The sequence below is a fragment of the Ruegeria sp. CG11 genome (assembly GCF_056537245.1).
The window spans coordinates 321,695-336,285 of record NZ_JBQFRE010000001.1; the positions used below are offsets into that span (position 1 = coordinate 321,695).

Consider the following 14,591-nt stretch of genomic DNA (forward strand, 5'->3'; position numbering starts at 1 on the left):
AATTCATTCGGCAGCGTGGGAGGCAAGCCTTGGATTTTGCACTGACAGAAGAGCAGACCGCGATCTTCGATATGGCCTATGATTTCGGGCAGGACAACATCGCACCAAATGCCCGCCAATGGGAGTCTGATGGAACCATTCCCAAAGACCTCTGGCCTCAGATCGGAGAGCTGGGATTCGGCGGGCTTTATGTCTCGGAAGACAGCGGCGGGTCTGGCCTGACCCGTCTGGACGCAACGCTGGTGTTCGAGGCACTTTCGATGGCCTGTCCCTCGGTCGCGGCGTTCCTGTCGATTCACAACATGTGCGCCAAGATGCTGGACAGTTTCGCCAGCGATGACCTGAAATACCGCATCATGCCCGAAGTGCTGAGCCTGAACACCGTGCTCAGCTATTGTCTGACCGAACCCGGATCGGGCTCGGACGCCGCCGCACTGAAAACCCGCGCGGATCGAACGAATGAAGGCTATACGCTGAACGGTACCAAGGCCTTTATCTCGGGCGGCGGCTATTCCGACGCCTATGTCTGCATGGTTCGCACCGGTCAGGACGGCCCCAAGGGCATCTCGACCGTCTATGTCGAGGACGGCACGCCCGGCCTCAGCTTTGGTGCGCTGGAACAGAAGATGGGCTGGAAAAGCCAACCCACGGCGCAGGTGCAGTTCGACGATTGCAAAATCCCGGCAGGCAACCTTGTGGGCACTGAAGGCGATGGCTTCAAATACGCGATGAAGGGGCTGGACGGCGGGCGGTTGAACATCGCCTCCTGCTCACTAGGGGCCGCGCAGGCCGGTCTGAACATGACCTTGCAATACATGTCGGAACGCAAGGCTTTTGGCCAATCAATCGACCAGTTTCAGGCGCTGCAATTCCGGCTGGCCGATATGGAGATCGAACTGCAGGCCGCCCGCACTTTCCTGCGGCAGGCGGCGTGGAAACTGGACCAAGGCGCGCCCGATGCGACCAAGTTCTGCGCCATGGCCAAGAAATTCGTGACCGAGACTGGGTCCAAGGTTGTGGACCAGTGCCTGCAACTGCATGGTGGCTACGGGTATCTGGCGGATTATGGAATCGAGAAACTGGTCCGCGATCTCCGCGTGCATCAGATTCTGGAAGGCACGAACGAAATCATGCGGGTTATCGTGGCCCGACAAATGCTTGCAGACCGCTGAGGGGCCCATGCCTGACATCGACATCCGCATCACGGGCCGCGCCGGGCGCATCACCCTGACCCGCCCCAAAGCACTGAACGCGCTAACCTATGACATGTGCATGGCGATCGACACGACGCTGCGGAACTGGCGCGAAGATGACGCCGTGGATCTGGTCATTCTGGATGCCGAGGGCGACAAGGCCTTTTGCGCGGGCGGAGACATTGCCGACCTCTACGCAACCGGCATTAAAGGTGATTACGATTACGGCCGCACCTTCTGGCGGGACGAATATCGTCTGAACGCGCTGATCTTCGAATACCCCAAACCAGTCGTCAGTTTCCTGCAAGGCTTCACGATGGGTGGCGGCGTCGGCATCGGCTGCCACGGCAGTCACCGCATCGTTGGCGAAAGCTCGAGAATTGCTCTGCCGGAGTGTTCCATTGGACTGGTGCCGGATGTCGGCAGCACCCTAATGCTGGCGTTGGCCCCCGGTCGGCTGGGCGAGTATCTGGGCACCACCGGCCACCGCATGGGGCCAGCAGACGCCATCTATGCCGGTTTCGCCGATCACTACATCCCCCTCGCCGATTGGTCTGATCTGATCGAGATGCTCGAGGCATCGGGTGACACCGAAATGCTGCAGAAACACGCGGCGGAGCCACCAGCCAGCGAACTGGAGCGCCAACAGCCTGAAATCGACGCCTGTTTTGACGGAGAGAGCCTAGGGGACATCCTGAACACCCTGGCCCACTCCAAACACAATATGGCGGCAGATGCGCGCAAACTCATAGACCGCAATTCACCGCTTTCGATGGCGTGTACGGTTGAGATGCTGCACCGGTTGCGCACCCCCAGCCTGACCCAGCGCAAAGCGCTGGAATTGGAATACCGCTATACCTTCCGCGCAATGGAGCACGGAGATTTTCTGGAAGGCATCCGCGCCCAGATCATCGACAAGGACCGCTCACCCCGCTGGCAGTATGCCGATCAGGCCGTGCCTACGGTCGCGGTATCCAAGATGCTGCAACCGCTGGGCGCAGACATGCTGACTTTTGAGGAGACATAAGAGATGAAAATCGGGTTTATTGGCTTGGGCAACATGGGCAATCCGATGGCCGCCAATCTAGCTAAAGCCGGGCATGAGGTAACGGGTTTTGACATGGCCGATGTTGAGGTTGCGGGCGTCACCATGACCGAATCGGGTGCCAATGCCGCCGCCGATGCCGAAATCGTCATCACGATGCTTCCGAACGGTCAGATTCTGCGCGCAGTTGCCAAAGAGATCATACCCGTGATGCAGTCTGGATCTGTGTGGATTGATTGCTCGACCGTTGATGTCGACAGCGCCCGCGCCGTTGCGGATCAGGCGAAAAAGGCTGGTGTCCTCTCAGTTGATGCTCCGGTCTCGGGCGGGATTGGCGGAGCAGCCGCTGGCACGCTGACTTTCATGGCCGGCGGCAGCGACGACGCTTTTGCCAAGGCTGAGCCCCTGTTCGACATCATGGGCCAAAAAGCCGTGCATTGCGGCGAATCCGGCGCCGGTCAGGCCGCGAAAATCTGCAATAACATGATCCTCGGCGTCACCATGATCGCCACCTGCGAGGCCTTTGCGCTGGCTGACAAACTTGGACTGGACCGGCAAAAGATGTTTGACGTGGTCAGCACCTCGTCGGGCTATAGCTGGACGATGAACGCCTATTGCCCTGCCCCCGGTGTCGGCCCGACCAGCCCGGCGGACAACGAGTACCAGCCCGGCTTTGCCTCCGAATTGATGCTGAAGGACCTGCGACTCAGCCAACAGGCCGCCGAAAGCGCCGATGCCGACACGCCAATGGGGCAAGCAGCGACCGCACTTTATGAGAAATTCGTCGAGGCTGAAGACGGTCTGGGCATGGACTTCTCGGCCATGCTGCCACGGTTCGAAAAACGCGGGCGAAGCTAAGAGCGCCCCCCATGGGCAGCTTCCTGCCCATGGGGTTGACCCACAGACCGGCAACGGCCATCTATCCTTGGCCACAGTTTTCACGCGAAAGGATGTAAGATGTCGCGCGTTTTGACCATTTCGACGGCAATTCTGGCAGTTGCACTCAGCTCTGGCATCGCCATGGCCGGGAATGGCAAAGGCAAGGCCGGTCACTGCCCGCCGGGTCTGGCGAAGAAAGCCGTGCCTTGCGTGCCGCCGGGACAGGTCAAAAACCTGTATCGCACGGGTGACTACATCAACAGCGACTATCGCTGGATCAATGATCCGTACCGCTATGGGCTGAATCGCGGCAGCTATATCCGTGCCGGTGACTATGTCTATCGCGTCGATCCGGACACGCGAAAAGTGCTGAACCTGATCGGCGCGGTGGCTGATATCCTTAACTGAGGATCAACCCCCTATTCCGCCGCGACCCGCGTTCCATCCAGCATCTGTTTCAGATACCGGCCTGTATGGCTGCGCTCGACCGTAGCCACGACCTCGGGCGTTCCAGTGGCCACAATCTCACCTCCGCCATCACCGCCCTCGGGGCCGATGTCGATGATATGATCGGCGGTTTTCACGACGTCTAGATTGTGTTCGATCACAACAACAGTGTTTCCCTGATCCACCAATTCGTGCAGCACTTCCAACAGCTTACGCACGTCTTCGAAATGCAGACCGGTGGTCGGCTCGTCCAGTATATAAAGTGTCCGCCCGGTTGAGCGTTTGGACAGTTCCTTGGACAGCTTGACCCGTTGCGCCTCCCCCCCAGACAGAGTGGTCGCCTGCTGACCGACTTTGATATAGCCAAGCCCAACCCGCGCCAGCGCATCCATCTTGTCGCGGATCGAGGGGACGGCCTTAAAGAACTCCTGCGCATCTTCCACAGTCATATCAAGCACATCGGCGATGGACCTGCCCTTGAACTTGATCTCAAGCGTCTCGCGATTATAGCGCGCGCCCTTGCATGTTTCGCAGGTGACGTAGACGTCGGGCAGAAAGTGCATCTCGATCTTGATGACACCGTCACCCTGACAGGCCTCACACCGGCCACCTTTGACGTTAAAGCTGAACCGCCCGGGCTTGTAGCCACGCGCCTTGGCCTCGGGCAGACCGGCGAACCAGTCGCGGATCGGGGTGAAGGCCCCGGTGTAAGTCGCTGGATTAGAACGCGGAGTCCGTCCGATCGGGCGCTGGTCAATATCGATAACCTTGTCCAGATGCTCCAACCCTTTGATCGTCTCACACGGCGCCGGGGTCTGTCGCGCACCGTTCAACCGCATTGAGGCTGTCTTGAACAGCGTTTCAATCGTCAGGGTCGACTTACCGCCTCCCGATACACCAGTCACGCAAACAAATTTTCCCAACGGAAAGTCGGCAGTGACCTTCTTCAGGTTGTTCCCGGTCGCTTTGACCACCGAGACCTTCTTCTTGTTCCCCTTACGTCGATTCGATGGGACCGGAATCTCTCGCGTACCGGCCAGATACTGACCCGTCATAGAGGCCGCGTCGGCCGCGATCTGTTCAGGCGTGCCTTTGCTGACCACCTGCCCGCCATGCACGCCGGCTCCGGGACCGATATCGAAGACGTAATCCGCCTCGCGGATGGCTTCCTCATCATGTTCGACCACAATCACGGTATTGCCCTGATCGCGTAGGTTCTTGAGGGTACCCAGAAGGCGGTCATTGTCCCGCTGGTGCAAGCCAATCGAAGGTTCGTCCAGCACATACAGAACCCCTGTCAGACCCGAACCGATCTGGCTGGCCAGACGGATACGCTGGCTTTCGCCACCGGACAGTGTGCCACTTGAACGGGACAGCGTAAGGTATTCCAAACCCACGTTATTCAGGAAACCCAACCGCTCGCGAATCTCTTTTAGAATCGCCCGGGCGATTTCGTTCTTCTGAACACTCAGGTGGTTCGGCGCGTCTTCGACCCAGGCCAGAGCCTGTTTGATCGACATCTGGACCAGCTGCCCCACATGCAGCCCGGCGATCTTGACCGCCAGAGCCTCGGGGCGCAAGCGATACCCTTCGCAGGAACCACACGGGCGGTTGTTCTGGTAGCGCTCGAACTCTTCCCGAATCCAGGCGCTATCAGTTTCGCGATAGCGCCGTTCCATATTGGGAATCACGCCCTCAAAGCTGCGGGTGACCTGATACACCCGGCCACCTTCGTCATAGCGGAACTGGATTTCCTCATCGCCGGATCCACGCAGAAAGACTTGTTGCACCTTTGGCGGCAGGTCTTTCCACGGCGTGTTCTTGTCAAACTCGTAATGGCGCGCGATGGCCTCGATGGTTTGCAGGAAATAGGGCGACTTGCCCTTGCGCCACGGGGCCAAGGCACCGTCATAGAGTTTCAATGTCTGGTCCGGCACCACCAGCCGTTCGTCAAAGAACAGCTCAACGCCCAGCCCATCGCAGTCCGGACAGGCCCCGAACGGCGCGTTGAACGAAAACAGGCGCGGTTCGATCTCGGGGATGGTGAAACCGCTGACCGGGCAGGCAAAATTCTCGCTGAAGGTAATCCGCTCAGGATCACCCTCGCGCGGTGCGGTCTCCAGAATCGCGATTCCGTCTGCCAGATCCAGAGCGGTCCGCAGGCTATCTGCCAGACGCGTTTCCATCCCCTCGCGCACAACCAGTCGGTCGACCACGACATCGATATCGTGGCGGAACTTCTTGTCCAGCGTGGGCGGCTCATCGAGCTCGTAGAACTCGCCATCCACTTTCACACGCTGAAAGCCCTGTTTACGCAGTTCGAGGAATTCCTTTTTGTATTCCCCCTTCCGGTCGCGCACGATGGGCGCCAGAAGATAGCCGCGCGTGCCTTCCTCCATCGTCATGATACGGTCGACCATGTCCTGCACCTGCTGCGCCTCAATCGGCTGACCAGTGGCAGGGCTGTAAGGCGTACCGGCACGGGCAAACAGCAGGCGCAGATAGTCATAGATCTCGGTGACAGTGCCGACGGTCGAGCGGGGATTCTTCGAGGTGGTTTTCTGTTCGATCGAAATCGCCGGGGACAAGCCGCTGATGTGATCCACATCGGGCTTTTCCATCATATCAAGAAACTGACGCGCATAGGCCGACAAGCTTTCGACATACCGGCGCTGGCCTTCGGCATATATCGTATCGAACGCCAACGAGGACTTGCCCGAGCCAGACAGCCCGGTGATCACCACCAGCTGATCCCGCGGGATATCGACGTCGATGCCTTTGAGGTTATGCTCGCGCGCGCCGCGCACCTCGATATTCTTCAGCTCAGCCATTTTGGCCCCCAACACACAAGTGTCCTAGAAATAGGCGAGCCACACCGAGTCTCCAACAAAAAAGTTAGAACAAAGTGTGAACTATCGGATTACTGCCGACATCTCCTGACATCAAAACCCTGAAACAAATTATCCCCCGTGAAGGGGTGGAAATTTTATCGGTAACGGAAGGAAATGGCGCGGTTGACGGGGCTCGAACCCGCGACCCCCGGCGTGACAGGCCGGTACTCTAACCAACTGAGCTACAACCGCGCATCTATTTCGTGGCCTTTATCCTGGACCAAGGTTGGCAGCGATGGCGCGGTTGACGGGGCTCGAACCCGCGACCCCCGGCGTGACAGGCCGGTACTCTAACCAACTGAGCTACAACCGCCCGCTACCCGTTCGTTACTGAACGTTGGGGTGTATTATGGCTACGCTCGGGCAGCGTCAAGCGGCGTTTTCAAGTTTTTTGCCAGATTCCAGAATTTTGTTCGCAAGCCGGATTTTCGACCCCGCGACCGGGTCAATTTCCCTTGCAGCCGTTGATCAGGCGCGATATCACCCCGCCTCATGGGTGATTAGCTCAGTGGTAGAGCGCTTCGTTCACATCGAAGATGTCAGGAGTTCAAATCTCTTATCACCCACCATTCACATTTGCAGATTACGCTTGAAATTGAGGGGCTTGCCAGCGCGAGATCCCGGTGACTATCGTACTTTATCGGCCAAACCGTGAGCCGAATGCAAAGTCTGAGGTCATCATGGCAGAGCTAAGGCGGGATATCGGGTTGATCGGGCTGACCTTCATTTCGGTTGGAGGAATCATCGGCTCAGGCTGGTTGTTCGGCCCACTTCTGGCGGTTCAGCACGCCGGGCCTGCGGCCATCGTCTCGTGGCTGATCGGCGCAGGTGCGATGTTCATCTTGGCTTTCACATTCGCGGAAATTTCGGCTATGCTGCCCATTCCCGGCGGAATCGCTCGAGTTCCGCAATTTTCGCATGGCAATATCGTATCGATGGCCATGGGTTGGACAGCTTGGATCGGTTACAATACCACCGCCCCCATCGAAGTGGAGGCGATGCTGAAGTATCTGGCCCCCTACGCCCCCTGGCTGCACGCTGCAGATACCGGCGACCTGACCGGAGCCGGCGTCTTTGTTGCACTCGTGTTCATGCTGCTATTCGTTGCCGTCAATGCGCTTGGCGTCAAATTTTTTACACAGGTCAATGCCGCGCTGACATGGGCCAAGATTGCCATTCCGGTGGTTCTGTCTGTTTTGCTGATCGCCAATCGCTTTAAAGCTGACAATTTTACACATCCGGATGGGTTTGCCCCTTATGGATTGCAGGGAATCATGGCTGCCGTTTCGACCGGAGGCGTCATTTTCTCGTTCATAGGTTTCCGCCATGTGGTTGATATGGCAGGCGAAGTGCGAAATCCGAAATTCGCGATTCCCGCAGCTCTGGTCTTGTCGATCATCCTCTGCGCCGCAATTTACCTGGGCCTACAGGTGGCCTTCATCGGCGCGCTAGACCCCGCCTTGCTGGCCAATGGCTGGTCGCAATTGAGTTTTGGCGGCGAAGGTCCCCTGGACGCGGTAATCATGTCTGTTGGATTGGTCTGGTTTCTCAGCTTGCTGAATGTTGGTTCTGTCGTCGGCCCCTTTGGCAACGGTTTGGTCGCGACGGGATCGAATGCCCGGATTTCCCTCGCCCTGTCTCAGAACGGTTTTCTGCCGAAGCGACTGCAAATCTTGTCTTCGTTCGGGGTTCCGGTCTGGGCCCTGGCTTTGAATTTTCTGGTCGGAACACTTTTCTTGCTGACTGTCCCCTTTACCACCGTCATTGCACTGAACGGGGCGGCCATCGTCTTGTCCTTCGCCGTAGGGCCAATTGCCGTGGTCTGCCTAAGAGATCTGTTGCCGGACCAGCCCCGGTCGATCCGCATTCCAGCGGTGCGTCTTGTGGCACTGACGGCCTTCGCCATTGCAACGTTGATCGTCTATTGGAGCGGATGGGACACCGTCTGGCGCCTTGGTATCGCTCTGATCGTTGGGAAGATTCTTCTACTCATCCGGTTCCGCGGGCGATTGGACGAAATGGATCTGACCGAAGCCGTTTGGCTGATGCCTTATTTTGCGGGACTTGGATTGATCTCATTTCTGGGGCAATTCGGCACGGGGTCTTTGAAACAGATCCCATTTGGGTGGGACATTCTACTGTGCATTTTATTTTCCGCGATCATCTTCGTGCTGGCAATACGCTCGGCGCTGTCGGACGAAAAATTCATGAAATACATCGCGGAAGAAGAAATACTTGATCCCAGACGACCCGTCATAGGGCTATGAAAAAAGGCAGAGCAATGCTCTGCCTCTTCCCGGTTTCATTTTGCGCAACTTCTAGTGTGCAGTAGCTGACGCGTCCGCAGATTTGGCCGAAGCGGCAGCCGCTGCTGCGGCTTCTTCTGCTGCTTCATCCCATTCGATCGGTTCGGGCTTGCGCACCAGCGCTTGCTCCAGAACTTCCGAAACGTGCTTGACCGGGATGATTTTCAACCCTTCCTTCACATTGTCCGGAATCTCAGCCAGATCCTTTTCGTTCTCTTCCGGGATCAGGACGGTTTTAATGCCACCACGCAGGGCCGCCAGCAGTTTCTCTTTCAAACCGCCGATCGGCATCGCGTTGCCGCGCAGCGAAACCTCACCGGTCATCGCGATATCCTTGCGCACTGGAATACCGGTCAGCACCGACACGATCGAGGTAACCATCGCCAGACCGGCACTCGGGCCGTCCTTGGGCGTCGCCCCATCCGGAACGTGGACGTGGATATCCAACGTGTCGAACTTCGGCGGCTTCACCCCGATCTGAGGCGAAATCGACCGCACATAGGACGAGGCGGCGTCGATGGATTCCTTCATCACGTCGCCCAGCTTACCGGTGGTCTTCATCCGCCCTTTACCGGGCAGTTTCAGCGCCTCGATGTGCAGAAGGTCGCCACCCACGGAAGTCCACGCCAGACCGGTGACAACACCTACCTGATCGTCCTGTTCAGCCAGACCGTAACGGAATTTGGGCACGCCCAAGAAGTCATCCAGATTGTCCGGCGTCACAGTGACCTCTTCAGCCTCTTTCTTGATGATCTTGGTCAGCGATTTCCGCGCAACCTTGGCGATCTCGCGCTCCAGATTCCGAACACCCGCCTCCCGGGTATATGTGCGGATGATCTTCTGCAGCGCTTCATCGGTCAGTTCAAATTCCTTGGCTTTCAGACCATGATTTTTGACCTGCTTGCTGATCAGGTGCTGTTTGGCGATCTCGCTCTTTTCCTCTTCGGTGTACCCGGCCAGCGGGATGATCTCCATCCGGTCCAGCAGAGGCCCAGGCATGTTGTAGCTGTTCGACGTGGTCAGGAACATCACGTTGGACAGGTCATATTCGACCTCAAGATAGTGATCCATGAACGTGCTGTTTTGCTCCGGGTCCAACACTTCCAGCATCGCCGAAGCCGGATCACCACGGAAATCCTGCCCCATCTTGTCGATCTCGTCCAACAGGATGAGCGGGTTCGTAGTTTTCGCCTTTTTCAGCGCCTGGATGATCTTGCCGGGCATCGAACCGATATAGGTCCGACGGTGGCCCCTGATCTCGGATTCGTCGCGCACACCACCCAGCGAGATGCGAATGAACTCCCGCCCCGTGGCCTTAGCAACGGATTTACCCAGCGAGGTCTTACCCACACCCGGCGGGCCAACAAGGCACAGGATCGGGCCTTTCAGCTTTTTCGAACGCTGCTGAACCGCCAGATATTCAACGATCCGTTCCTTGACCTTCTCAAGGCCATAGTGATCGGCATCCAGAATGTCTTGTGCTCGGCCGAGATCCTTTTTGACGCGGGATTTTGTGCCCCACGGCAGAGACAGGATCCAGTCCAGATAGTTGCGCACGACGGTGGCCTCAGCCGACATTGGGCTCATGTTGCGCAGCTTTTTCAGCTCGCCCTCGGCCTTTTCACGAGCCTCATTCGACAGCTTGGTTTCATTGATCTTGGCTTCCAGCTCGGCGACTTCATTGCTGCCGTCCTCACCATCGCCCAGCTCCTTCTGAATGGCCTTCATCTGCTCATTCAGGTAGTACTCGCGCTGGGTCTTCTCCATCTGGGTTTTGACGCGAGTCTTGATCTTTTTCTCGACCTGCAGAACCGACATTTCGCCCTGCATCAGGCCATAGACCTTCTCAAGCCGTTCACTGACGCTGAGTGTCTCCAGCAGTTCCTGCTTTTGCTCGACCTCAATGCCCAGATGGCCGGACACAAGGTCAGCCAACTTTGCGGGCTCGGCGGTTTCACCCACAGCGGTCAGCGCTTCTTCGGGGATGTTCTTGCGCACTTTGGCGTAACGCTCGAACTCATCCGCGACGGTGCGCAGCAGCGCTTCGGTCGTGGTGACATCGCCCGGGATTTCGGTCAGATATTCGGCACGGGCTTCGAAAAATTCTTCGTTTTCAAGAAATTCGGTGATCTGCACGCGCGCCTGACCTTCGACCAGCACCTTAACGGTGCCATCGGGCAGCTTCAGCAATTGCAAAACGTTGGCCAGAACGCCCGAGCGGTAAATTCCGTCTTGGACCGGGTCGTCATCGCCCGGATCAATCTGGCTGGACAGCAAAATCTGCTTGTCGTCCTGCATCACTTCTTCCAGTGCGCGGACGGATTTTTCCCGACCCACGAACAGCGGCACGATCATATGCGGGAACACCACAATATCGCGCAGCGGAAGTACGGGGTATGAGGAATTAAGGGGCTCTTGCATGCTCAATCCTTATCGTTGGCAAGATGGCTCCGGTCCCTGAATAAGGCAACGCTCGGCCATCTCCTGTCTTGGACGATATAGGTGGGGCCTCATCGCCCTTTTTCAACCTTACCGTCGTGTATCACGGTTCAGAATGACTGTTGTGTTGGACGAGGGCAAGGCGACAATCAGCATGCCTTTGCAAATTTCACGAAAATCAATTCGAGATCACTTCTCATACCCAAAAGTTTCACGTCAAATCAGCAGACTGCCAAAATCTGAACACAAAACCGCCATGCCCGATCCTCGATCAACCTTTAGTTGCTGGCCTTGCCGATCCCACATTCCAAACGAGTTCATTATGCTGACCCGAGTAATACTCCAATACCGCCGTTTCGTTCTGTGCAGCATCCTGTTTACCGTTTTCTTCTGCCTTGCCATCTTACTTGGATACGGTGAGTGGCCGGAGGATGTTCGAGGCCCTCTGGCTCCGGTTGCTTACTTCATTGCGGTGGTCATCTGTGTTGGCACTCCAATCGTTCTGTTCTCCGTCCTCGCGACTTTTATGCTTCCGTTGGTGGAGATTTGGCTGGTGTCATTGATTGTGTTGATGCTGGTCTTCACCCCAATGCGCGCCTTTTTACCAACAAATACTATTCCCGGATGGGTAGATTGCATAGCGTTGGGCGCTCTTAGCATTCTAACTTATCTCGCAGTGTATGGTTCATGGTTCGGTGGAATTATGAAAAAGGACATGAAAAAGTACACAAAGACTTTCTACTTAACTGGAGAACCCGAGGATATCTGGAACGCATTCTTCCCGAACCCCGAAAATCCAGACCGATACTATTGGCCGAACACACAGTTTCTTCCGCCGCCTACTGGCAGCAAAGCCAGTTTTGTCATGACACTCCCTCGACGCGGGGACCTTGAGAACATGACGCAGGAAGTTTTTGTCGAATGCGCACAACCCTTTTCAGAGTTTCGCTTCAGTACCCTGTCTCTGCCAGGCTGTTCGGACCCAAATCAGAAAGTTGAGGTCAAGATCACGCCGAATGGGAAAAAGTGCCAAGTAGAATACTCACGCCAACTGGTTGATGTGCCAATTGGAAAGCGGCTTTTTCTGTATTTGACCAACGACTTTCGAGACACTGTACACAGTATGAAACGCCGCTTTGCCGGAAGACGCGACGGCTCGCTTCAAGGGCGACAAATGTTACGCAACTAGATTGGTTCGATATCGCCCTGCGCCCGCTGCGCGTGGAACTCGGCCTGCCAAGCCGCGAACGTACCCGCCGCGATAGCGTCGCGCATACCCTGCATAATTTCCTGAAAATAATGCAGATTGTGCCATGTCAGCAGCATCCCCGAAATCATCTCATTGGACCGGAACACATGGTGCAGATACGCGCGGGAATAGTTTGAACAGGCCGGACATGTGCAGTGCTTGTCCAGCGGGCGCGGATCATCGGCATGGCGGGCATTTTTGATGTTCACGACTCCATACCGGGTGAACACCTGCCCGGTGCGACCCGAGCGTGAGGGCAGCACGCAATCCATCATGTCGATACCGCGCGCGACGGCGCCAACGATGTCGTCGGGCTTACCCACCCCCATCAGATATCGCGGCCTGTCGACCGGCAGGAAATCGGGGGCGTAGTCGAGGCAGTCGAACATGGCCTCCTGCCCCTCGCCCACGGCCAGACCACCGACCGCATAGCCTTCGAATCCGATCTGCTTAAGCGCCTCTGCGCTTTCCTCCCGCAGATCCTTCTCCAGCCCGCCCTGCATGATGCCGAACAGCGCGTGGCCTGGACGGTCCCCGAATGCCTCACGCGACCGCTCGGCCCACCGCATCGACAGGCGCATCGACTCGGCGATGCGATCCCGCTCCGCAGGCAAGGCCGGGCATTCGTCGAAACACATGACAATGTCAGAGCCTAACAGCCGTTGAATCTCCATCGACCGTTCCGGCGTCAGTTCATGCTTGGAGCCGTCCACATGAGATTTGAACGTCACACCCTTTTCGGTCAGCTTACGCAGTCCGGCCAGCGACATGACCTGAAACCCACCCGAGTCCGTGAGGATCGGTCGCTCCCAATTCATAAACTTGTGCAAGCCACCTAACCGGTCAATGCGTTCAGCCGTGGGGCGCAGCATCAGGTGATAGGTGTTGCCCAGCAGGATATCTGCTCCGGTTGCACGCACGCTTTCGGGCATCATCGCCTTGACCGTCGCCGCCGTGCCTACTGGCATGAAGGCTGGTGTCCGCACCTCGCCGCGCGGCGTGTTGATCACACCGGTTCTGGCCTTGCCATCGGTGGCTTTCAGGTCAAAAGAAAAACGCTCGGTCATGGGGTTGCCTCGGGGTCGCTGAACCGGGTGGGATGTGCCCGATCTGTCAGGCCATTGCAACCCGTCAGGGCAGTGACGCGACGCGTTCGGTAAACAGGTGCACGACCCCTGCCCCGTCCACATCCCGGCACACGCGGACCGCAGGCCGCGACGGATCGGGACGGGTGGCGCCAATCTCTGGCCCTTCGGTCACCACACTCAGGCCGGTTTCGACCATTTCGAACATCGGCTCATGCGTACAGGCAATCACTGCAGTCGAATCGTGCAGGCCGCACCCTTCCAGCCCGCCGACCTCTTTGTAGAAATTCAGATAGAACCTGGAGATATCGCGCAGAAACCCGCCCATATCCCTGGATCGTTCAGCCAGCGCTTCGAAATCGGCAGTTTCGTAGAGAGTTTTTAGCGTCACATCCAACCCCACCAGAACGGTTTCCGGCGGTGTGGCAAAGACGATATCTGCGGCCCGGGCGTCGTGATAGATGTTGGCTTCGGCATGAGGGTTCACATTGCCGGAGCAAAAGACAGCGCCACCCATGACAACCAACCGGCTGATATTGAGCGAAAACTCCGGGTCCAGCTGCATCGCCAAAGCGATATTAGTCAGCGGGCCAACCGCACAGACGACCAATTCGCCCTTATGGCGACGCGCTGTATCAACCAGAAACTCGGCCGCCGACATATCGTGGTTTGCACCGATATCGGGAATTTCAGTAATATCTCCAAAGCCTTCCGGGCCATGCACGTGCTCGGACGGCGCGTGATGGTTCTGACCTAGCGCGAATGAGGCACCCTCAGCCACCGGTGCGTCCAGCCTAAGTTTATTCAGCAAAAACCGGGCATTGCGGCTGGACTGATGCACATGAGTATTGCCGAACACCGTGGTCAGGCCAATTAGGTCAATTTCGGGCGCGGCAGCGGCATAGGCAATCGCCATCGCATCGTCGATGCCGGGGTCAGTGTCGATGATCAGTTTCATCCCTGCCCGATACCGCAATCACGGTGGGATGCAAAGCGGTCACAATTGGAAAATTCCACGCTGCAAGCACAACTTCATAGATTTGAATCCACGCCTGTT

10 protein-coding genes and 3 tRNA genes are annotated in these 14,591 nt (G+C 57.2%); 7 read left to right on the top strand and 6 right to left on the bottom strand.

The annotated features are described in order from the left end of the window. Positions 1–29: 29 nt before the first annotated feature. The 4 genes from ACR0KW_RS01615 (at position 30) to ACR0KW_RS01630 (ending at position 3,525) form a co-directional block, all read left to right on the top strand. Positions 30–1,172: an acyl-CoA dehydrogenase family protein gene (locus ACR0KW_RS01615; protein WP_480803444.1), complete on the top strand. Its 1,143-nt coding sequence runs from the start codon at positions 30–32 to the stop codon at positions 1,170–1,172. 7 nt (positions 1,173–1,179) lie between these two features. Next, complete coding sequence (locus ACR0KW_RS01620; RefSeq protein ID WP_480803445.1) at positions 1,180–2,220, top strand: enoyl-CoA hydratase/isomerase family protein; 1,041 nt, start codon at positions 1,180–1,182, stop codon at positions 2,218–2,220. 3 nt (positions 2,221–2,223) lie between these two features. Continuing rightward, the gene (mmsB, locus tag ACR0KW_RS01625) at positions 2,224–3,096 is read left to right on the top strand and encodes a 3-hydroxyisobutyrate dehydrogenase (RefSeq protein WP_480803446.1); all 873 of its coding nucleotides are present in this window, start codon (positions 2,224–2,226) and stop codon (positions 3,094–3,096) included. A 99-nt stretch (positions 3,097–3,195) separates the two neighbouring features. Further along, entirely contained in the window at positions 3,196–3,525 is a 330-nt protein-coding gene (locus tag ACR0KW_RS01630) for a hypothetical protein (protein WP_480803447.1), read from the top strand. An 11-nt stretch (positions 3,526–3,536) separates the two neighbouring features. Here ACR0KW_RS01630 and uvrA read toward each other — a convergent pair whose 3' ends face one another. The 3 genes from uvrA to ACR0KW_RS01645 all read right to left on the bottom strand — a co-directional run bounded on the left by uvrA (position 3,537) and on the right by ACR0KW_RS01645 (position 6,768). Then, on the bottom strand, positions 3,537–6,395 hold the full coding sequence (gene uvrA, locus ACR0KW_RS01635; RefSeq protein WP_480803448.1) for an excinuclease ABC subunit UvrA: 2,859 nt from the start codon (positions 6,393–6,395) through the stop codon (positions 3,537–3,539). A 175-nt stretch (positions 6,396–6,570) separates the two neighbouring features. Continuing rightward, positions 6,571–6,647, bottom strand: a tRNA-Asp gene (locus ACR0KW_RS01640). A gap of 44 nt (positions 6,648–6,691) precedes the next feature. Continuing rightward, positions 6,692–6,768 (bottom strand) — tRNA-Asp (locus ACR0KW_RS01645). 181 nt (positions 6,769–6,949) lie between these two features. On the opposite strand from ACR0KW_RS01645, the gene ACR0KW_RS01650 reads away from it, so the two are divergent. Next, a tRNA-Val gene (locus ACR0KW_RS01650) sits at positions 6,950–7,024 on the top strand. 111 nt (positions 7,025–7,135) lie between these two features. Next, positions 7,136–8,722 carry an APC family permease gene (locus tag ACR0KW_RS01655; RefSeq protein ID WP_480803449.1) on the top strand — a complete coding sequence of 529 codons (1,587 nt, stop codon included), beginning with the start codon at positions 7,136–7,138 and terminating at the stop codon, positions 8,720–8,722. A 51-nt stretch (positions 8,723–8,773) separates the two neighbouring features. Here the strand turns inward: ACR0KW_RS01655 and lon are convergent, their stop codons facing one another. Continuing rightward, positions 8,774–11,182, bottom strand: a complete 2,409-nt coding sequence (gene lon / locus ACR0KW_RS01660; protein WP_480803450.1) for an endopeptidase La — start codon at positions 11,180–11,182, stop codon at positions 8,774–8,776. Between the two features lie 340 nt (positions 11,183–11,522). Between lon and ACR0KW_RS01665 the strand changes: the two genes are divergently transcribed. After that, the gene (locus ACR0KW_RS01665) at positions 11,523–12,389 is read left to right on the top strand and encodes a hypothetical protein (protein WP_480803451.1); all 867 of its coding nucleotides are present in this window, start codon (positions 11,523–11,525) and stop codon (positions 12,387–12,389) included. On the opposite strand, the gene tgt is transcribed toward ACR0KW_RS01665, so the two are convergent. Both tgt and ACR0KW_RS01675 read right to left on the bottom strand, forming a co-directional pair. Continuing rightward, entirely contained in the window at positions 12,386–13,516 is a 1,131-nt protein-coding gene (tgt, locus tag ACR0KW_RS01670) for a tRNA guanosine(34) transglycosylase Tgt (protein ID WP_480803452.1), read from the bottom strand. The two genes, ACR0KW_RS01665 and tgt, sit on opposite strands and share 4 nt — an antisense overlap. 64 nt (positions 13,517–13,580) lie before the next feature. Further along, on the bottom strand, positions 13,581–14,492 hold the full coding sequence (locus tag ACR0KW_RS01675) for a nucleoside hydrolase (RefSeq protein ID WP_480803453.1): 912 nt from the start codon (positions 14,490–14,492) through the stop codon (positions 13,581–13,583). Positions 14,493–14,591 lie beyond the last annotated feature (99 nt).